Origin of the sequence: Stappia sp. P2PMeth1, from assembly GCF_900185735.1 — a bacterium.
GTDB lineage: Bacteria > Pseudomonadota > Alphaproteobacteria > Rhizobiales > Stappiaceae > Stappia.
This window is the reverse complement of the sequence record NZ_FYAW01000026.1, coordinates 1-17,762: the sequence shown is the minus strand read 5'-3', so window position 1 is coordinate 17,762 and position 17,762 is coordinate 1. Positions and strand designations below refer to the sequence as shown.

Below are 17,762 nucleotides of genomic sequence, written 5' to 3'. Positions count from 1 at the left end.
GCGGCGCCGGAGGGCTCGAATGATCGGATACGGAAAGCAGGCAAGGGACCTGCCGGCGCGCCGCTGGCGGCGCACGGTCGGCCTTGCGGCCGTCACGATCGTCCTGCTCGCGGTTCTCGTTCTCGTCGTGCCCGCCTTTGCCGACCGCCTCAACGCCGTGGTGATCGCCGGCTTTCCGCTCGGCTATTTCATGGCGGCGCAAGGCTCGCTCCTCCTCGTCCTGCTGCTGACCGTCTGGTTCATTTTCCGCCAGGAACGCCTCGACCGCGAGGGAGGCGTTGCCGAGCCCGAACCGTTCGACGCCGGGGAGGATATCCGGTGAGGACGGACAAGTTCGCAAGCCATGCCGGGCAGCTCTACGGGATCGTTGCCGCCCTGCTGGCCGTCTTCATCGCCGGGCTGATCGTCCTGGAGCAGATCGGCGTCCCCGGCCCGATCATCGGCTTCCTGCTGGTGACCGCGACCCTTGCGCTCTATGCCGGCATCGCTGTCGCCAGCCGCACGGTGCACGTTGCCGACTACTATGTGGCGGGGCGCCAGGTTCCCGCGCTCTACAACGGCATGGCGACCGCCGCCGACTGGATGAGCGGCGCCTCCTTCATCGGCCTTGCCGGCACGCTCTACATGCTCGGCTTCGACGGCCTCGCCTACCTGCTCGGCTGGGTCGGCGGCTTCGTCCTCATCGCCGTGCTCATCGCGCCCTATCTGCGCAAGTTCGGCGCCTTCACCATTCCCGACTTCCTGGCGGCGCGCTTCGGCGGCCACGCGGCACGGCTCACCGGCGTCGCCGTACTGTTCGCCTGTTCCTTCACCTATGTGGTGGCGCAGTTCTATGCCACCGGCCTGATCGCCTCGCGTTTCCTCGGCATCTCCTTCGAGACCGGCGTCTATGTCGGCCTCGGCACGGTGCTGGTGTGCTCGCTGCTCGGCGGCATGCGGTCGGTCACCTGGACCCAGGCCGCCCAGTATCTGGTGCTGATCATTGCCTTCATGCTGCCGGTGGCGATCCTGTCCGCCCAGCATTTCGGCGTGCCGGTGGTCCAGTTCGCCTATGGCGAGGCGCTTGAGCAGATCGCCGCGCTGGAACAGCAGATGCTCGCCAGCGGCCTTGCCGATCGCGCCACGCTGGTGCGGCACCTCGTGCCGGGAGAGGCGCTCGACCGGCTGAACTTCACCGCCCTCATCGTCTGCCTGATGATCGGCACCGCCTCCCTGCCGCATCTGCTGATGCGCTTCCTCACCACGTCGAGCGTGCGCGATGCCCGCCGTTCCGCCGGCTGGAGCCTCGGCTTCATCCTCCTGCTCTATCTGACCGCGCCGGCCTATGCGGCCTTCGCCAAGCTGGAGGTCTACCAGAATGTCATCGGCGCCGGCCTGCAGGCGCTGCCCGACTGGATCTACAGCTATGGCCGGCTCGGGCTTGTCGAGATCTGCGGCCGCGCCGCAGCCTCGGCGGCGGCGGTGCGCGAGGCCTGCGCCGCCATGCCGGAGAACACCGGCGTGCTGCGCCTCGGCGACCTTGCCATCGACCGCGACGTCATCGTGCTGGCGCTGCCGGAGATCGCCGGGCTGCCCTATGTGATCGCCGGACTCGTCGCCGCCGGCGCGCTGGCCGCCACCTTGTCCACCGCCAACGGGCTGCTGCTGGCGATCGGCAACGCGCTCGGCCACGACGTCTATTACCGGGTGGTCGATGCCCGCGCCCCGGCGAGCCGCCGCCTGCTGGTCGCTCGCCTGTTCCTGCTGGCATCCGCCACCCTGGCAGCCGTCCTTGCCGCGAGCCGCCCCTCGGACCTGCTGTCGATGGTCGCCTGGGCCTTCTCGCTGGCCGCCGCCGGGTTCTTCCCGGCCCTGGTGCTCGGCATCTGGTGGAAGCGCTGCACGGCGGCGGGCGCGGTCAGCGGCATGCTCGCCGGGTTCGGCCTGACGCTCGCCTATCTGGTGCTGACGCAATATGGCGGCATGGCCGAGTGGTTCGGCATCCGCAACACGTCGGCGGCGATCTTCGGCCTGCCGGTCGGCTTCGCGGTCACCATCCTCGTCAGCCTGCTCACCCCCGCCCCCTCGCGCCACGTCCAGGCGATGGTGGAGGAGTTCCGCAAGCCCGCCGGCCGCCCGGGAATGCTTGACGGCGCGCCGTAAGCTCCAGCGCCCCGGCGAGTTCCGGGGGACAGTGCCGAGGCCACCCCATGCCACAGGCGACAGCCGCAGGACTTCGCGCTACCTTCCCCTCCCCACACGACCCGTGCAGACGGACCCGACCATGACCGACGCGCTTTTTCCGCCCATCGACCCCTATCGCACCGGACAGCTTGCCGTCAGCGAGCTGCACACGCTGTATTTCGAGGAATGCGGCAATCCGCAGGGCATCCCCGTGGTGATGCTGCATGGCGGGCCCGGTGGGGGCGCAGGCGAGATCATGCGCCGCTTTCACGATCCCTCCCGCTACCGGATCGTCCTGTTCGACCAGCGCGGCTGCGGCCGTTCGACGCCGCATTCGGAGCTGCGCGAGAACACCACCTGGGATCTCGTCGCCGACATCGAAAGGCTGCGCGAGCATCTGGGCGTCGACCGCTGGCAGGTGTTCGGCGGCTCCTGGGGATCGACGCTGACGCTGGCCTATGCGCAGACCCATCCCGAGCGGGTCACCGCGCTGGTTCTGCGCGGCATCTTCCTGCTCCGCCGGGCGGAATTGCTGTGGTTCTACCAGGAGGGAGCAAGCTGGCTCTATCCGGACCTGTTCGCGCCGTTCCGCGATCTGATCCCCGAGGACGAGCGCAACGACATGATCTCCGCCTATCACCGGCGCCTCACCGGTCCGGACGAGGCGATGCAATTCGAGGCGGCGACACGCTGGGCCCGCTGGGAGGGCTCCACCCTCTCGGTCCTGCGCGACCCGGCGCGCGAGGCGGCCTTCTCCGATCCGCACTATGCCCATGCCTTCGCCCGCATCGAGACGCATTACTTCGTCAATGGCGGCTTCCTGACCCATGACGACCAGTTGCTGCGCAATGTCGGGCGGATCCGCCATATTCCGGCGGTCATCGTGCACGGCCGGCATGACGTGGTGACGCCGGCGAAGAATGCCGTCGACCTTGCCGCCGTCTGGCCCGAGGCGGAATTGAAGATCATCGAGGATGCGGGCCACGCGGCCAGCGAGCCCGGCATCGTCGCGGCCCTGGTCGAGGCTTGCCGCAAGTTCGCGGACGGTTGACGGCGGAGCCGGCTCAGGTGCCCAGATAGCGCAGCGTCAGGCTGCGCTGCTGGCTGTCGCGCCGGTGCTCCACCAGATAGACCTCCTGCCAGGTGCCGAGGTCCAGCCGCCCGGCCACCACCGGCACCCGCAGGCTGACGCCGGTCAGCATGGTCTTCACATGCGCCGGCATGTCGTCGGGTCCTTCCGAGCGGTGGCGCCAGCCGGCATCCTCCGGCGCGAGCCGCGCCAAGGCGTCGAGCAGGTCGGCCTGCACGTCCGGATCGGCGTTCTCCTGGATGGTCAGCGAGGCCGAGGTGTGCCGGAGAAACACCGACAGCTCGCCGTCGCGGGCATTCTGCTCGGCCAGCCAGGCCCCGAGGCTGCGGCCGATGCCGTAGAAGCGCTGTCCCGTGGTCGCGACCATCAGCCGCCCCATGCGCTGGCGCAGGTCGAGCCCGTCGTCCTCGAAGGTCCAGGTTTCAAAGGTCGGGTTGCGATAGCTCTGCCGCATGGTTCCGCCTGCCTCGCCACGGGGACGGAGTATGCAGTCAGTGCCTGTCGCACGCAAGGCGGGCAAATCGGCGGTCGCCGCCCCCTCTCTCGTCGGACCTGCCGATAGATCAATGGCTTTAACGGGTTGGGGCTTGGCAGGGGGGTGTCATGCCAGTAGCCTGCGCGTTGGAATCTTCCTTCAGGCACGACAGGCAGACGGGGCGCCAGGCGACATGGCCGCAGACCAATCTTGCACCACGCCCTTCGGAGAGGTCTCCGAGCAGACGCGGGCCTTCAACCGCGACCTGCTGCGGCGCCTGAGCCTGTTGCCGGACCAGTGGTCCTACCCGCCCTCGGTGATCCGCGAACGACGGGCGGAAGGGCTTGGCCCCTTCCCGCGGCCGCCCCGCTCGCCGCATGCGCGCGACATCGCGATTCCCGGTCCCCATGGCGAGGTGCGCCTGCGCATCCTGGAGCCGAGGACCCGCCCGTCCACCGGCGCCTATCTGCACCTGCATGGCGGCGGCTGGACCTTGGGCGCGGCCGACGAGCAGGACCCGCGCCTTGCCGAGATCGCCGAGGCGACGGGCCTCACCGCCGTCTCCTGCGACTACCGGCTGGCGCCGGAGCACCCCTATCCGCAAGGGCCGGACGACTGCGAGGCGGCGGCGGCCTGGCTGCTGCGCGAGGGAGAAAAGCTGTTCGGCGGCAACCGGTTCGCCATCGGCGGCGAATCGGCCGGCGCGCACCTTGCCGCCACCGTGCTGCTGCGGCTGCGCGGACACGCCGGCCTGCCCTCGCGCTTCGGTGCCGCCGTGTTCGCCTGCGGCTGCTTCGACCTGCGGCTGACGCCGAGCGCCCGCGCCTGGGGCGACGACAAGCTGGTGCTCAACACCCGCGACTTGAAGATGTTCGTCCGCCACTATCTGGCGCAGGGCGACGACCCGGCGGATCCCGACATCTCGCCGCTGCTCGCCGATCTTTCCGGACTGATACCGGCGCATTTCGTCGTCGGCAGCGCCGATCCCCTGCTCGACGACACGCTGTTCATGCAGGCCCGCTGGACGGCGGCCGGCAACCCGGCCGAACTCGCCGTCCATCCGGGAGGCTGCCACGTCTTCCAGCATTTCGATCTGGAGATCGCCCGGGCGAGCAACCGGGCGGTCGAGGACTTCCTCGTCCGCAGCCTCGCCTTGGCCTGACCCTTTCCATCCAGTCCCACATGCTCCCGAGGAGCCGATCATGCCTGCCTTCGAGACATTGTTTTCCTTCGTGAACTGCTGGGAATGCGATGAGAACGATCATCTCAACGTCCAGTTCTACCTGGCGCGCTTCGACGAGGCCGACCGCCAGTTTCGCCTGCTGACGGGCTTGAGCGACGCGCTCGCCGGCGTCCGTCGCGCCCGGCATGTGCGCTATCACGCGGAGCTCTATTCCGGCGACACGCTGGTCATGACCAGCCACATTGCCTTCGACGGCCCCTACATGCTCACGGTGGTGCACGAATTGCGGCGCACCATCGACGGCGCCCTCGCGGCGACCGCGGTCGACGGCTATGCCCCATCGGACCAGATGGCGCGCGAGTTGCGCAAACGCTTCGACGCCGCCGCCGCTCCGATGCCGGACGCCGCCCTGCCGCGCGGCCTGGCGACGACGCCGGAGGCGACCTCGCTCACCGCCCGCCAGGTCGAGGCCGCCGGCGGGACCCTCACCCATCGGGCGACGGTTCTGCCCCGCCATATCGGGCCGGACGGACGCGCCGAGGACGCCTTCGCCCTCGCCTGTTTCAGCGAGGCCGCCCCGCATCTGTGGAACCGCACGCCGATGACCGAGGCCTGGCTCGAGGCGCGCGACCTCGGCCGCGTCGCCGTCGAGATGAAGCTCGTCTGGACCAGTCCGCTGAAGCTCGGCGACACGGTGATGACGCTCAGCGGGGTGACCGGCGCGGCGGCCTCGACCTTCTCGTTCCGCCACTATCTGTTCGAGGCGCGCACAAACCGGCTGGCACTGATCTGCGACGTGGTCGCGCTGACCATGAGCCTGAAGACGCGGCGGGCCGTCCGGCTCGAGGATCAGGTGCGCGGCGCCATCGTCAAGGACGCGATGAAGAGATGACGGCCCGACGATGGCGCGGCCGCCTCCGCGGCCGCTTCATCGGGCGAAGCTGTCATATTCCTCGCGCAGGGTCTTCATCAACCCGAAGAAGCGGCGCATCGCCCGTTCGGTGAAGTCCATCGCCCGGTCGATCTCCTTCTCCTCCTCCGGGGTCAGGGCGTGTCTGCCGCTGCCGCCGGGGGCCGCGCGTGGCTTGCCCTCCTCCAGCGCCGGCTCGCCGGCCTTTTCGGCCAGGCGCCGGTTTTCCGCGCGCAGGCTCGCCACCTCGTCGGACAGACGCGCGATCTCCTGTTCCAGAACGATCTGGGCATCGGGCACCAGAACGCAGCGCCAGCCCTCCTCGCGCTTGAGGCATTGGGCGATGCGCCCGCTCTGGCGGTCGAGCCGCAGGAAGCTGTCGCCGGCCGGCGACAGCACGTAGCGGTCGGGGTCGACATCGGGCCGGTCACCGGACTGCGCCAGCGCCACAAGAGGACTGACGGCGAAACCAAATGCCAGGCAGAATGCTATCCTCTTCATATCGCTCTCCGCGGGTCGGAACCGAGTAGCGTGGTAGCGGACCGGCATGGCGAAAGCGCGGCAGCAGGCCGCGCGATCACGGCAGTTCGAAGGGCGGCCGGCCGCTCTCCAGGGCCTCCTCCAGCAGGCCCAGCCGGTCCTGTCCCCAGAACACTTCGCCGTTCAGCACATAGCTCGGCGACCCGAACACGCCCTCGGCAAGGGCCTGGGCATGGTGCGCTTCATAGCGCTCGACGGTCGTCTTCTCGCCCGCCTGGCCGATCACCCGCTCCGGATCGAGACCGAGGCCGGCGAGAATCTCGACATGCACCGCTTCCTCGGCAATGTCCTTCTCGTTCACCCACAGCGCTTCGAACGCGGCCTGCGAATAGGCGGCAACCGGCCCGCCATCGACGGCCAGCGCCACGGCAATCCTGTCGGCAAGCTCCGGATTGACCGGAAAATACGCCGGCTGCAGCGTCAGCGGCAGCTTGCGATGGGCGCGCCAGCGCTGCAGTTCGATGAGCCGGTAGGCCTGTCGCATCGGGTGGCGCCGGGCCAGCGGCAGGCCGCCGCTCTCGGGAAAGACGGCAGCCAGCGACACCGGCCGAAAACGCACCGCATGGCCGAGCCTGTCCGCCATCTCCAGAAAGGTCGTGTGGCCCAGATAGGCCCAGGGAGAGGCGTGGGTGTAGTAATAGTCGATGACACGTTGCATGCGCTGCGGACCTCGCTCGGGACTCGTTGCGAGGCACCCTGCGACGGGACGGTCCGGCAATCAAGTGACCTCGGGCCACGCCGCGGGAATATCAAGTTGCGGCAGAGACCTCGTCCTGCGGCAGCAGGGCCAGCAGCGTCTCGATCCGGTCGGCTTCCGCCGGCGGCTTGTCCCAGCGCAGCCGCGCCACGCGGGGAAAGCGCATCGCCAGGCCGGACTTGTGGCGGGGGGAGCGGTTCAGCCCCTCGAAGGCGACCTCGATCACCAGCCCCGCCTGCGGCTCGTGCCGCACCTCGCGCACCGGGCCGAAGCGGTTGATAGTGTTCTGGCGCACGAAGCGGTCGATCTCCAGCAGCTCCTCGTCGGTGAAGCCGAAATAGGCCTTGCCGACCGGCACGAGCTCGGCCCCCTCCCCGCCCTCCCGCCAAACGCCGAACGTGTAGTCGGAATAATAGGAGGAGCGCTTGCCGTGGCCGCGCTGCGCATACATCAGCACCGCATCGACGCGGAAGGGGTCGCGCTTCCACTTGTACCACTGGCCCTTGGGCCGGCCCGGCACATAGGCCGCGTCCCAGCGCTTCAGCATCAGGCCCTCGATCGCCGCGGCATCCTCGCCCTCGTGATGGTCGGCCGGCGCCTCGCGGGCCCGGGCCAGCGCCTGCCAGTTGGGTGATGGCACCAGCGGCGACAGATCGATGCGCGGATGGTCGAGCTCGCCGAGAAACCGCTCCAGCAGCGCCCGGCGCTCGCGGAAGGGCCGCTCGCGCAGATCTTCGCCGCCGAGCGCCAGCAGATCATAGGCCCGGATCGCCGCCGGCAGTTCGCGCATCAGCTTCGCCGAGACGGTCTTGCGGTTGAGGCGCTGCTGCAGGGCGTTGAAGCTCTGGGCGATGCCGTCGATCACCACCAGCAGTTCGCCGTCGAGCGCGGCATCGAAGTCGAGCGTCTCCACCAGATCCGGAAAGGCGGCCGAAATGTCGTCGCCCGTCCGGCTGTAGAGCCGCCGGCGCAGGCGCCCGTCCTGCCCCTTCGACGCGGCGGCCTGCACGCGGATGCCGTCCCATTTCCACTCGGCTGCGAAGTCGGCCGTATCCAGCGCCTCGATGTCGCGCGGCTCCAGCGGATGCGCCAGCATCGCCGGGCGGAACGGCACCGGATCGTCGGTTTGCGGCGGCTCCCCCTCGCCCAGCGCCCAGGCGAACAGGCCGTCATAGGGCGGCGACATCCCATGCCAGACCTGTTCGATATCGTCCGCCTGCAATGGGCCGAGCGCGGCGACCGCCGTCTTGGCAAGGCGCGCGGAGACGCCGACGCGCAGCCCCCCGGTCACCAGCTTCAGCAGCGCCCAGCGGCCGGTCTCGTCGAGCGCATCGAGCCATCCGGCGATCATGCCGGGCGCCTCGCCGCGCCCGGCCTGCTGCAGCCGCTGCACCACCTCGGGCAATTCCGGCCGCGCGTTCTCCCCGCCTTCCGCCGCCGGCCAGATCAGCGCGATGGTCTCCGAAAGGTCGCCGACGAAGTCGTAGGAGAGCTCGAACAGGTGCGGATCGACCCGCTCGGCCACCAGCGCCCGCAGCATCGCCGGCTTGGCGTGGCGGAAGTTGAGACCGCCGGTCAGCGCAGCAAGCGCCAGCCCCCGCGCCGGGTCGCTCTCGCTGCGGAAATAGTCCGCCATCAGCGCGAGCTTGGCGGACCGGCGCGGCTCGAAGGACAGCCTGTCCAGCAGGGCGGCGAAACGCTGCATCGTCCCTCGCCGGAGCGCCTCAGGGCTCGTTGACGATCATGGCGATGCGCCAGGCATCGCCGTCATAGATCAGATGGTAGTGGCAGGTGAACTCGATCACCGGCTCGCCGTCGGCGTCCGACTGGGTCCAGGTGAGCGTCGCCATGGCGGCATCGCCCTCCACATGGGCGGAGAGAATGTCGAAGGCCGAGGTCACCACCCCTTCCTTTTCCAGCGCGGCGAACAGCGTCTCGATATTCTCGAGCAGTTCCTCCTCGTCCTGGAAGACATTGCCCTTGCCGAACTGCCAGATCACCGCCGGATAGGCGAAGCAGTCGGCCACCCCTTCCGCGTCGTAGTCCTCGAAGGACTCGCGATAGTCGTCGAACAGATCGAGAAGATCCTCGTCGTAGCCCTCGTCCGGCTCCGCCAGACCGTCCGGTTCCCGCTGCTCTTCGCTCATGTCTCGCTCCCGATCCCGGCGGCCGTTTCCGCCGCCTTGCCCTTGCCTGCCGGCTCCGCCGCATCGCCCTCGTCGCCATAGCCGAGGAGGTTGAGCGGACGGGCGGCCAGCCCCTGCTGCCGGCACCAGTGGACGAGAGCGTCCTCGGCGCCATGCGTAACCCATATCTCGCCGGCCCCGGTCTGCGCCACCGTCTCCCGCAGACCGTCCCAGTCCGCATGATCGGAGATCACCAGCGGCAGTTCGGCGCCGCGCTGGCGGGCGCGCGCCCGCACCCGCACCCAGCCGCTGGCCACCGCCGTCACCGGGTCGCCGAACCGCCGGGCCCAGCGGTCGGCAAGCTGCCCCGGCGGGCACAGCACGATCTCGCCGGCCAGTTCCTTCGCCTGCCGCCCGACCGGTTCGAGGCTGCCGAGGTCGATCCCTTGCGCCTGATAATAGGCACAAAGCCGCTCCAGCGCCCCGTGCAGGTAGATCGTGCGCCCGTAACCGGCGGCGCGCAGTTCGGCGATCACCCGCTGCGCCTTGCCGAGCGAGTAGGCGCCGACGAGATGCGTCCGCTCCGGGAACAGCGACAGGCTCTTCAGCAGCTTGCCGATCTCATCGGCCACCGGCGGATGGCGGAACACCGGCAGGCCGAAGGTCGCCTCGGTGACGAAGACCTCGCAGGCCAGCGGCTCGAACGGGGCGCAGGTCGGGTCGGCCTGGCGCTTGTAGTCGCCGGAGACGACGGTGCGCATGCCCTGCGCCGTCTCGATCTTCACCTGCATGGAGCCGAGCACATGGCCCGCCGGATGAAAGGAGACGGAAACGTCACCGATCCGGACCGCCTCGCCCGGCACGGCCTCTTGGCGGACGCCGGTGAAATCCTCGCCGTAGCGGATCGCCATGATGTCGAGCGTCTCGCGCGAGGCCATCACCGCACCGTTGCCGGGGCGCGCATGGTCGGCATGGCCATGGGTCACCAGCGCGCGGTCGACGGGACGCACGGGATCGATGTGAAACCCGCCGGCCGGACAGTAGAGCCCTTCCGCCGTCAGGGTCAGCACGTCGCCACCGGCGGTCCCGGCGGAAGAGGAAGCCTCACGCATCATCTTTCCTATGTAGGGGCGTTCGGGCCGGTTGGGAATGGATCGCGGCTCGACGAACAGACACGGAACAACTATCTCTGAAGCCGATGGATGCCACCGCGCCGCCCCTGCTGCCGGAACGTTTCTCCCGCTGGTTCGAAAGCCGCGGCTGGAGCCCGCGCGCGCATCAGCTCGAGCTGCTGGAGACCGCGCGCACGCGGCGCTCGGTGCTCCTGATCGCCCCGACCGGCGCCGGCAAGACGCTGGCCGGCTTCCTGCCCAGCCTCGTCGCCCTGTCGCAGCGCCCGCGCCGCAAGCCCGGTTCGGCCGGCGCGCGGCAAGGCGTCCACACGCTCTATATCTCGCCGCTGAAGGCGCTGGCGGTGGACATTGCCCGCAACCTGGAGGCTCCCGTCGCCGGGATCGGCCTCGACATCCGCATCGAGACCCGCACCGGCGACACGCCCGCGCACAAGCGGCAGCGGCAGAAACAGGTTCCGCCCGACATCCTGCTGACGACGCCGGAGCAGATCGCCCTGCTGCTGTCGGATGCGCAGGGGCGCGAGATGCTGGCTAGCGTCGACACGGTGATCCTCGACGAATTGCATGCGCTGGTCACCTCCAAGCGCGGCGACCTGCTTGCCCTCGGACTTGCGGCGCTGCGCCGGATCGCCCCGTCCCTGCGCTCAATCGGCCTGTCGGCGACCGTCGCCGAGCCGGACGACCTGCGCGCCTGGCTGGTGCCGCAGCGCGAGGGCGCGCCCCGCGCGCTCTCCGATCTCGTCACGGTGGCGGGCGGGGCCGAGCCCGACATCACCATCCTCGACAGCGACGAGCGGCTGCCCTGGTCGGGACACTCGGCCCGCCATGCGGTGCCCGACATCTACCGGATCATCGCGCGGCACCGGACCTCGCTGGTCTTCGTCAACACGCGCTCGCAGGCGGAAATGCTGTTCCAGGCGCTGTGGCACGCCAACGAGGACAACCTGCCGATCGCCCTGCATCACGGCTCGCTCGATGTCGGCCAGCGGCGCAAGGTCGAGGCGGCGATGGCCTCCGGCGCCCTGCGCGCCATCGTCTGCACCTCCTCGCTCGACCTTGGCATCGACTGGGGCGATGTCGATCTCGTCATCAATGTCGGCGCGCCCAAGGGGGCAAGCCGCCTTGCCCAGCGCATCGGCCGCGCCAATCACCGCATGGACGAGCCCTCGCGCGCCATCCTGGTGCCGGCCAACCGGTTCGAGGTGCTGGAGTGCAAGGCCGCGCTCGATGCCTCGCGCGCCGGCAAGCAGGACACGCCGCCCTTGCGCAAGGGCGCGCTCGACGTGCTTGCCCAGCATGTGCTCGGCTGCGCCTGCGCCGGCCCGTTCGACCCGCTGGAGCTGTTCGACGAGATCCGCTCGGCCGAGACCTATCGCGACCTTTCCTGGGAGCGCTTCGAGCAGGTGGTCGATTTCGTCGCCACCGGCGGCTATGCGCTCAGGACCTATGACCGCTACGCAAGGCTGAAGCGGCAGCCGGACGGGCGCTTTCGCCTGTCGCACCCCAAGGTCGCCCAGCAATACCGGCTCAATGTCGGCACCATCGTCGAGGCGCCGATGCTCAAGGTCCGCCTGGTGCGCTCGAAGTCGGAAGGCCGGCGCACGCCGATCGGCCGCGGCGGGCGCATGCTCGGCGAGATCGAGGAATGGTTCGTCGAACAGCTCGCCCTCGGCGACACCTTCCTCTTCGCCGGCGAGATCCTGCGCTTCGAGGGCCTGCGCGAGAACGAGGCCTATGTCTCGCGCGCCCGCGCCGAGGCGCCGAAGATCCCGTCCTACCAGGGCGGCAAGTTTCCGCTCTCCACCTATCTCGCCGCCGGGGTGCGGGCGATGCTCGCCGACCCGGCGAGCTGGCGGGAGTTGCCTGACCAGGTGCGCGAGTGGCTGGAGATCCAGAAGCTGCGCTCGGCCCTGCCGCAGCCCGACGGGCTGCTGGTCGAGACCTTCCCGCGCGCGGACAAGCACTATCTCGTCTGCTATCCGTTCGAGGGGCGGCTCGCCCACCAGACGCTCGGCATGCTGCTGACCCGGCGGCTGGAGCGGATCGGCGCCCAACCCATGGGTTTCGTCGCCAATGACTACGCGCTGGCCGTGTGGGGGCTGGCCGACCTCGACGCCCTGATGATGCGCGGCCAATTGTCGCTCGACCAGCTTTTCGACGAGGACATGCTGGGCGACGATCTCGACGCCTGGCTGGCGGAATCGAGCCTGATGAAGCGCACCTTCCGCACCTGCGCGGTGATCGCCGGGCTGATCGAGCGGCGTCATCCGGGCCAGGAAAAGAGCGGCCGGCAGGTTACGGTCTCCGCCGATCTGATCTATGACGTGCTGCGCCGGCACGAGCCGGACCACATCCTGCTGCAGGCGACCTTCGCGGACGCGGCGACAGGACTTCTGGATATCTCCAGATTGGGCGAACTTCTTGCCCGAATTCGGGGGCGAATCGCGCATACTCCGCTTGCGCGGGTTTCGCCGCTTGCCGTTCCGGTGATGCTGGAGACCGGCAAGGAACCCGTGTTCGGCGAGGCGCAGGAAGCGCTTCTCGCAGGGGCCGCTGGCGATCTGGTCAAGGAGGCTATGGAGTGAGGCCGTTTCTTGCCCGCAACGAAGCGCGACGCTTTGCACCCGTGTGTCACGACATCTCCATCGCGGGCGAAATCGTCGGCCTTCACGACAGCGGTGCCATGTGGTGGCCGGACGAGCACACGCTCGTCGTCGCCGACCTGCATTTCGAGAAAGGCTCCTCCTTCGCCCGCAAGGGGCTGATGCTTCCCCCCTACGACACGGCCGCGACGCTGGAAAAACTGGCCGAGGCCATCGATGCCTTCCAGCCGACGCGGGTGATCGCCCTCGGCGACAGCTTCCACGACCGGGAAGGCTCCGACCGGCTTCCGGTCGCCTACCGGGCGATGCTGACGACATTGCAGCTCGGGCGGGAGTGGATCTGGGTGACCGGCAATCACGACCCCATCGCCCCGGTCGGCCTGTGCGGCGAGACGGTGGACGAGGTCGCGCTCGGCGGGCTTGTCTTCCGCCACGAACCTCACGGCGACGCGCCGCTGGGCGAGATCGCCGGACATCTGCACCCGGCCGCCCGCATCCGCCGCTATGGCCGCAGCGTGCGCCGGCCGTGCTTCGCCACCGACGGCACCCGGCTGGTGCTGCCCGCCTTCGGCGTCTTCACCGGCGGCCTCAACGTCCTCGACGAGGCTTGGGGGCCGTATTTCCCGGCCCGCGAATTCTCGGTCTTCATGCTCGGCGAAGGCCGGCTCTATCCCTTCACCGCCACCCGCCTCGTCGCCGACTGAGCGGTTACGCAATGCCGCCGAGCAGCAGGCCGGCGGCCGCGACCAGCAGGGACAGCGTCACCGCCACGCTCAGCCGCCGTCGCAAGGCGGCGTACCATAGCGGCAGTGACCCTTTGGCCGCGGCTCTCTGGTCTCCGCCCCCCTGCATCAGGAAGCCGCCTGCCAGCACCGCCATCGCCACCACCGGCGGCAGCAGGGCGGCAATCCATCCCACCAGCGACGGCAGCACGGAATATGCGAATTCCCGCATGCCGCGCTGACGCCCCGCCATTGCGATCCCCCAGCGCACCCCGCCGAGAAACGACAGGATGACCGCGCCATAGACCGCGGTGGCGTAGGCGACCGTCCGGGCGAACGGGAGTTCGGTGCCCGGAATGGCCGAAAGGCCGAGATAGGCGGCCCCGAAGACGAAGGGGAGCAGCCCGGCATAGCCGAGCCGCACGGCGACGGCCGGACCCGGCTGGGCCGCAAAGCGGGTGAGATCGGGTTTGCTCCCTGCCACGTTCGCCTCCACACATTCGCGTTGCCCTAGAGCGCTTTCTTTTCGATCAGGTGGAATGACCTGAACGACGAGAATATGCTCAAGGCACCTGTCTGCGGATACGCGTCAATCGCGGCGGAAGATCACTCCGGCCAGCCAGCCGGTGAACACCGCCAGCAGCACGGCCAGCAGGCCGTAGGCCGCCGAATACTGGTGCGCGAACCAGTGGGTGTGCTGCTCGAAGCCGGTCTTGGCGACGCGCAGCGGCAGTTCCTGCTCGGCCAGCAGCGTGCCGCCCTGCAGCAGATAGACCGTCACCCTGTAGTCGCCGACCGGGATGTTGGCCGGCAGCGGCACCGACGTGCGGAACAGCGACTCGCTCAGGAAATCGATGACGCCATAGCGTTCCGCATAAAGCCCGCTGGCAAGGCGCAGGCGCAGGAAGGCGGCGCGGAAATTGCTGCGGTCGCCGATCGGCACATTGGAGGCGCGCGCGATCCGCAGGTTGAGGTAGCGCAGGCCGATGCGGTGCTCCTCCAGCAGCGGACGCGGCGCCAGTTCATGGGCGGGCCGGGTCGTGTGCACGGCGAGGAAGCTCGGCACGTCGGCGAAGACCTCCGAATCCCGGTTCACCCAGATGCCGAGAAAGCGCCCCTTGCGGCGGGTCGTGACATCGGTTTCCGGACCGGAGACGATCACCGCGATGTCGTAGGCATCCGGCCGGCCGACGGTCGCCGCGTCGCGGGCGATCTCGCCGAAGACGACGATGTTGGTACCGGTATAGTTGGACTCGATGCGCACCACATCGGCCGACAGGGCCGAGACCAGGCTCTCCGCCCGCACGGCGCCGCCCGCCAGCGCCAGCGCCGCCGCCAGCGCTGCAAGCGCAGGAACCAGGCGCAGGGCAAGGCGCGCAAGGGCGAGACGGCGGCCGGTCATTTCGCCGGCTCCAGGATCGGGGCCGCATCGACCGCATAGAGCTCGTCGGGTTCGACCAGCAGGTTCACCGCGAAGCGGACGCCGACGCTCAGCACCAGCAGCGCCAGCAGCAGGCGCAACTGGTCGCCGCGCAGCTTCTGGCCCATGCGCGCGCCGAACTGGGCGCCGATGACGCCGCCGACCATCAGCAGCAAGGCCAGCACGATGTCGACCGACTGGGTCGACATCGCATGCAGCACGGTCGCCGCCGCCATGGTCACCAGGACCTGGAGGAGCGAGGTGCCGATGACGATGTTGGTCGGCACCCGCAGAAGATAGATCAGCGCCGGCACCATCATGAAGCCGCCGCCGATGCCGAGCACCGCGCCGAGGAAGCCGATGATCGCGCCGAGCCCGATGATCGGGATGACGCTGACATAGAGGCGCGAGCGGTAGAACCGCATCTTCAGCGGCAGGCCGTGCACCCAGTTGTGCTGGCCGGGCCGGCGCGCCGTCACGATGGCGCCCGAGCGCCGCCGGGCCATGGCGCGCAGCGACTCGAACAGCATCAGCCCGCCGATGGTGCTGAGGAAGGTGACGTAGGACAGCGAGATGACAAGGTCGAGCTGGCCGACCGTCTGCAGGATGCCGAACAGCCAGACGCCGAACGCCGAGCCCAGCACACCGCCGATCAGCAGCACCCAGGCGAGCTTGAAGTCGATCATCTGGCGCCGCCAATAGGCGACGACCCCGGAGGTCGACGAGGCGACGATCTGGCTGGCGACGGTGGCGACGGAGATGGCCGGCGGTATGCCTGAGAAGATCAGCAGCGGGGTGAGCAGGAAGCCGCCGCCGATGCCGAACAGGCCCGACAGGAAGCCCACGGCGCCGCCCATCCCGAACACCATGAACATGTTGATCGGCAATTCGGCGATGGGCAGGTAAACTTGCACGGCACACCGGCGGATTGGCCGCCCGTCCCCGACCGGCGGCGTGAAGATTGACGAAATGACCCGCTGCGTCCGCTGCCCGTGGCAGGCAAACGCGCAGCCCCCCGGAAGCCCATGCTTTTCCAGAGGATAAAGCCTGCGACCTTCCCTTGTGTCAACGTGAAACGGGCAAAAGCGCGCCGCACCCTTTCCCGTCCCCGTCCGGTCTCCCGCCTGGATGCGGCGGGAGGTGCCGGATCAGATCGATTCCCCGGCCAGCGCCTTCACCAGTTCCGGCGAGATCGTGCCGGTCACCGGCAGGCCGCTGGCCTCCTGGAACGCGCGCACCGCCTCTCGGGTGCGCGGTCCGGCCTGGCCGTCCGGCGTGCCCGGATCGTAGCCCCGCTCGGCCAGCAGCTTCTGCACGCTCATCACCAGTTCGCGCGGGTCGGCCGCAACGCTGGCGCGCGGGGCCTCGGTCTCCGCGGGCACGCTCCAGGCCGGGTTGAACTCCACCTGGTTGGCCGACATGGCGCGCGGCGCTTCCTTCCAGGTCTCGACGGCGATGCGCGCCTCGGCCAGTTGCTCGCGCGAGAGCATGTTGGCCAGTTCGTCGCGCTTGTTGCCGGCGTCCCGGTCGCCCTGGCGGGCGGCAAGGGCGAACCACTTGTAGCTTTCCACCAGGTTCTTCTCGAGGCCGAGCCCCCGGGCATAGAGGATGCCGAGATTGTACTGGCTGTCGGCCAGGCCGAAATTGGCGGCCTTCTTGAACCAGTAGGCGGCGTCGTTGAACTCCGGCGTGCCGGACGGTCCCTCGGCATAGAGCACGGCGAGGTTGTGCGCGGCCTTGGCGTTGCCCTGCTCGGCGGCGCGGCGATACCAGTCGCGTGCCGTCTCCAGGTTCTTCTCCACCCCGCGCCCCTTCTCGTAGAGGCTGCCGAGGCGGTACTGGGCGGGGGCAAGGCCTGCATCGGCGGCCTTGCGATAGTAGCTGGCAGCCAGTTTCAGGTCCGGCTGCACGCCGGTGCCTTCCGTGTAGTTGACGGCGATGGCGAAGAGCGCGGCCGGATCGCCGCTGGCCGCCGCCTGGCGCAGCGCGATCGGGCCGGCTTCCGCGGGGATGCCGCCGATGGCAGCGCCCGGCACCGAAGCGGGCGGCAGCGCCGCGATGTCGAGCGAGGCCGGAGCGCTGCCCGGCGCCTGGAATTGCGACCCGGGAAGCGGCGCGGCAAGCGCGCCGGGCGCGGCCGAAAACCCGTCGCCCGACAGTGCGGGAGGCGCGAAGGCGAAATCGGGCGTCGGCTCGCCGGCAATGCCGCTGCCGTCCGCCGCCGCCGGCCTGTCCGCGTCGGCGGGCGCCTCGGCCTTCGGCATCGTATCCTGCGCGACGGCCACCCTGTCCGGCGGAGCCGCCTCGGAGGCTGCGCGCGCCAGGGCATCGGCGCTCGCGACCTGCACAGCGGGCTCGCCGGCGGCGATGGCGGCGGGGGCCTCGGCCGTCGTCTCGATGGCCGGCGGAGAGGCGAGCGCCGCAACGTCGCGGTCGCCCGGCGAGACCAGCTTGAAGATCTGCAGGGCGCCGACGGCGATGATGACGGCGGCGGCGGCCAGCATCACGGCGCGGCGGCCACCGGCGGAAAACAGCCTGCCGCCGCCCTTGGCGCCGGCCTCGTCCGCATCCGCCTCGGCGGGAGCGGCGGCTCGCATGTCGGCGCGCAGGTCCTCGGCCAGATCCTCCGCCAGGTCCTCGCGGCGGCTGCGCGGCGTGTCGGCGCGCGGGCCCTCGCGGCGGTCGCCGGCCAGCGGCCGC

At 69.6% G+C, this 17,762-nt stretch carries 17 protein-coding genes; 7 read left to right on the top strand and 10 right to left on the bottom strand.

The window, feature by feature from the left end; all coding sequences use genetic code 11:
* Positions 1–19: 19 nt before the first annotated feature.
* From P2PM1_RS18920 to pip, 3 genes are all read left to right on the top strand, one after another.
* Positions 20–322, top strand: coding sequence for a DUF4212 domain-containing protein (locus P2PM1_RS18920; RefSeq protein ID WP_186385862.1), 303 nt, complete (start codon positions 20–22; stop codon positions 320–322).
* On the top strand, positions 319–2,142 hold the full coding sequence (locus P2PM1_RS18915; RefSeq protein WP_186400126.1) for a sodium:solute symporter family protein: 1,824 nt from the start codon (positions 319–321) through the stop codon (positions 2,140–2,142). The genes P2PM1_RS18920 and P2PM1_RS18915 overlap by 4 nt, the downstream gene beginning before the upstream one ends.
* Before the next feature lie 121 nt (positions 2,143–2,263).
* Complete coding sequence (gene pip / locus P2PM1_RS18910; protein ID WP_186400125.1) at positions 2,264–3,214, top strand: prolyl aminopeptidase; 951 nt, start codon at positions 2,264–2,266, stop codon at positions 3,212–3,214.
* A gap of 13 nt (positions 3,215–3,227) precedes the next feature.
* Here pip and P2PM1_RS18905 read toward each other — a convergent pair whose 3' ends face one another.
* Positions 3,228–3,707, bottom strand: coding sequence for a secondary thiamine-phosphate synthase enzyme YjbQ (locus P2PM1_RS18905; protein WP_244292864.1), 480 nt, complete (start codon positions 3,705–3,707; stop codon positions 3,228–3,230).
* A 214-nt stretch (positions 3,708–3,921) separates the two neighbouring features.
* Here P2PM1_RS18905 and P2PM1_RS18900 point away from each other — a divergent pair, with 214 nt between their 5' ends.
* Both P2PM1_RS18900 and P2PM1_RS18895 read left to right on the top strand, forming a co-directional pair.
* Positions 3,922–4,890, top strand: coding sequence for an alpha/beta hydrolase (locus P2PM1_RS18900; protein WP_186400124.1), 969 nt, complete (start codon positions 3,922–3,924; stop codon positions 4,888–4,890).
* Between the two features lie 40 nt (positions 4,891–4,930).
* Positions 4,931–5,803, top strand: a complete 873-nt coding sequence (locus tag P2PM1_RS18895; RefSeq protein WP_186400123.1) for a thioesterase family protein — start codon at positions 4,931–4,933, stop codon at positions 5,801–5,803.
* A 36-nt stretch (positions 5,804–5,839) separates the two neighbouring features.
* On the opposite strand, the gene P2PM1_RS18890 is transcribed toward P2PM1_RS18895, so the two are convergent.
* From P2PM1_RS18890 to P2PM1_RS18870, 5 genes are all read right to left on the bottom strand, one after another.
* Positions 5,840–6,322 carry a hypothetical protein gene (locus P2PM1_RS18890; RefSeq protein WP_186385857.1) on the bottom strand — a complete coding sequence of 161 codons (483 nt, stop codon included), beginning with the start codon at positions 6,320–6,322 and terminating at the stop codon, positions 5,840–5,842.
* Between the two features lie 76 nt (positions 6,323–6,398).
* Positions 6,399–7,019, bottom strand: a complete 621-nt coding sequence (locus tag P2PM1_RS18885) for a 2-hydroxychromene-2-carboxylate isomerase (RefSeq protein ID WP_186385856.1) — start codon at positions 7,017–7,019, stop codon at positions 6,399–6,401.
* Between the two features lie 91 nt (positions 7,020–7,110).
* Positions 7,111–8,763, bottom strand: coding sequence for a cisplatin damage response ATP-dependent DNA ligase (locus P2PM1_RS18880; RefSeq protein WP_186400122.1), 1,653 nt, complete (start codon positions 8,761–8,763; stop codon positions 7,111–7,113).
* A 19-nt stretch (positions 8,764–8,782) separates the two neighbouring features.
* Complete coding sequence (locus P2PM1_RS18875) at positions 8,783–9,205, bottom strand: DUF4440 domain-containing protein (RefSeq protein ID WP_186385854.1); 423 nt, start codon at positions 9,203–9,205, stop codon at positions 8,783–8,785.
* Positions 9,202–10,296, bottom strand: coding sequence for a ligase-associated DNA damage response exonuclease (locus tag P2PM1_RS18870; protein WP_186400121.1), 1,095 nt, complete (start codon positions 10,294–10,296; stop codon positions 9,202–9,204). The genes P2PM1_RS18875 and P2PM1_RS18870 overlap by 4 nt, the downstream gene beginning before the upstream one ends.
* A 77-nt stretch (positions 10,297–10,373) precedes the next feature.
* Here P2PM1_RS18870 and P2PM1_RS18865 point away from each other — a divergent pair, with 77 nt between their 5' ends.
* The gene (locus P2PM1_RS18865) at positions 10,374–12,902 is read left to right on the top strand and encodes a ligase-associated DNA damage response DEXH box helicase (RefSeq protein WP_186400147.1); all 2,529 of its coding nucleotides are present in this window, start codon (positions 10,374–10,376) and stop codon (positions 12,900–12,902) included.
* Positions 12,899–13,624, top strand: a complete 726-nt coding sequence (gene pdeM, locus P2PM1_RS18860) for a ligase-associated DNA damage response endonuclease PdeM (protein ID WP_244301569.1) — start codon at positions 12,899–12,901, stop codon at positions 13,622–13,624. The genes P2PM1_RS18865 and pdeM overlap by 4 nt, the downstream gene beginning before the upstream one ends.
* A 4-nt stretch (positions 13,625–13,628) precedes the next feature.
* Here the strand turns inward: pdeM and P2PM1_RS18855 are convergent, their stop codons facing one another.
* From P2PM1_RS18855 to P2PM1_RS18840, 4 genes are all read right to left on the bottom strand, one after another.
* Positions 13,629–14,126: a DUF3429 domain-containing protein gene (locus P2PM1_RS18855; protein WP_186400120.1), complete on the bottom strand. Its 498-nt coding sequence runs from the start codon at positions 14,124–14,126 to the stop codon at positions 13,629–13,631.
* A gap of 105 nt (positions 14,127–14,231) precedes the next feature.
* Positions 14,232–15,044 carry a TIGR02186 family protein gene (locus P2PM1_RS18850; protein WP_186400119.1) on the bottom strand — a complete coding sequence of 271 codons (813 nt, stop codon included), beginning with the start codon at positions 15,042–15,044 and terminating at the stop codon, positions 14,232–14,234.
* A complete protein-coding gene (locus tag P2PM1_RS18845) occupies positions 15,041–15,976 on the bottom strand; it encodes a sulfite exporter TauE/SafE family protein (protein WP_186385850.1) in 936 nt (311 codons plus the stop codon). Before P2PM1_RS18845 ends, P2PM1_RS18850 begins: the two co-directional genes overlap by 4 nt.
* Before the next feature lie 234 nt (positions 15,977–16,210).
* Positions 16,211–17,762 (bottom strand): SEL1-like repeat protein (locus P2PM1_RS18840; RefSeq protein WP_186400118.1); only part of this gene is annotated, 1,552 nt, incomplete at its 5' end.

Bases quoted from the DNA above. Each gene is read 5' to 3' on its own strand.
- P2PM1_RS18920 (WP_186385862.1), top strand. From the start codon at position 20: ATGATCGGATACGGAAAGCAGGCAAGGGACCTGCCGGCGCGCCGCTGG.
- pip (WP_186400125.1), top strand. From the start codon at position 2,264: ATGACCGACGCGCTTTTTCCGCCCATCGACCCCTATCGCACCGGACAG.
- P2PM1_RS18905 (WP_244292864.1), bottom strand. From the start codon at position 3,707: ATGCGGCAGAGCTATCGCAACCCGACCTTTGAAACCTGGACCTTCGAG.
- P2PM1_RS18900 (WP_186400124.1), top strand. From the start codon at position 3,922: ATGGCCGCAGACCAATCTTGCACCACGCCCTTCGGAGAGGTCTCCGAG.
- P2PM1_RS18895 (WP_186400123.1), top strand. From the start codon at position 4,931: ATGCCTGCCTTCGAGACATTGTTTTCCTTCGTGAACTGCTGGGAATGC.
- P2PM1_RS18890 (WP_186385857.1), bottom strand. From the start codon at position 6,322: ATGAAGAGGATAGCATTCTGCCTGGCATTTGGTTTCGCCGTCAGTCCT.
- P2PM1_RS18885 (WP_186385856.1), bottom strand. From the start codon at position 7,019: ATGCAACGTGTCATCGACTATTACTACACCCACGCCTCTCCCTGGGCC.
- P2PM1_RS18880 (WP_186400122.1), bottom strand. From the start codon at position 8,763: ATGCAGCGTTTCGCCGCCCTGCTGGACAGGCTGTCCTTCGAGCCGCGC.
- P2PM1_RS18875 (WP_186385854.1), bottom strand. From the start codon at position 9,205: ATGAGCGAAGAGCAGCGGGAACCGGACGGTCTGGCGGAGCCGGACGAG.
- P2PM1_RS18870 (WP_186400121.1), bottom strand. From the start codon at position 10,296: ATGCGTGAGGCTTCCTCTTCCGCCGGGACCGCCGGTGGCGACGTGCTG.
- P2PM1_RS18850 (WP_186400119.1), bottom strand. From the start codon at position 15,044: ATGACCGGCCGCCGTCTCGCCCTTGCGCGCCTTGCCCTGCGCCTGGTT.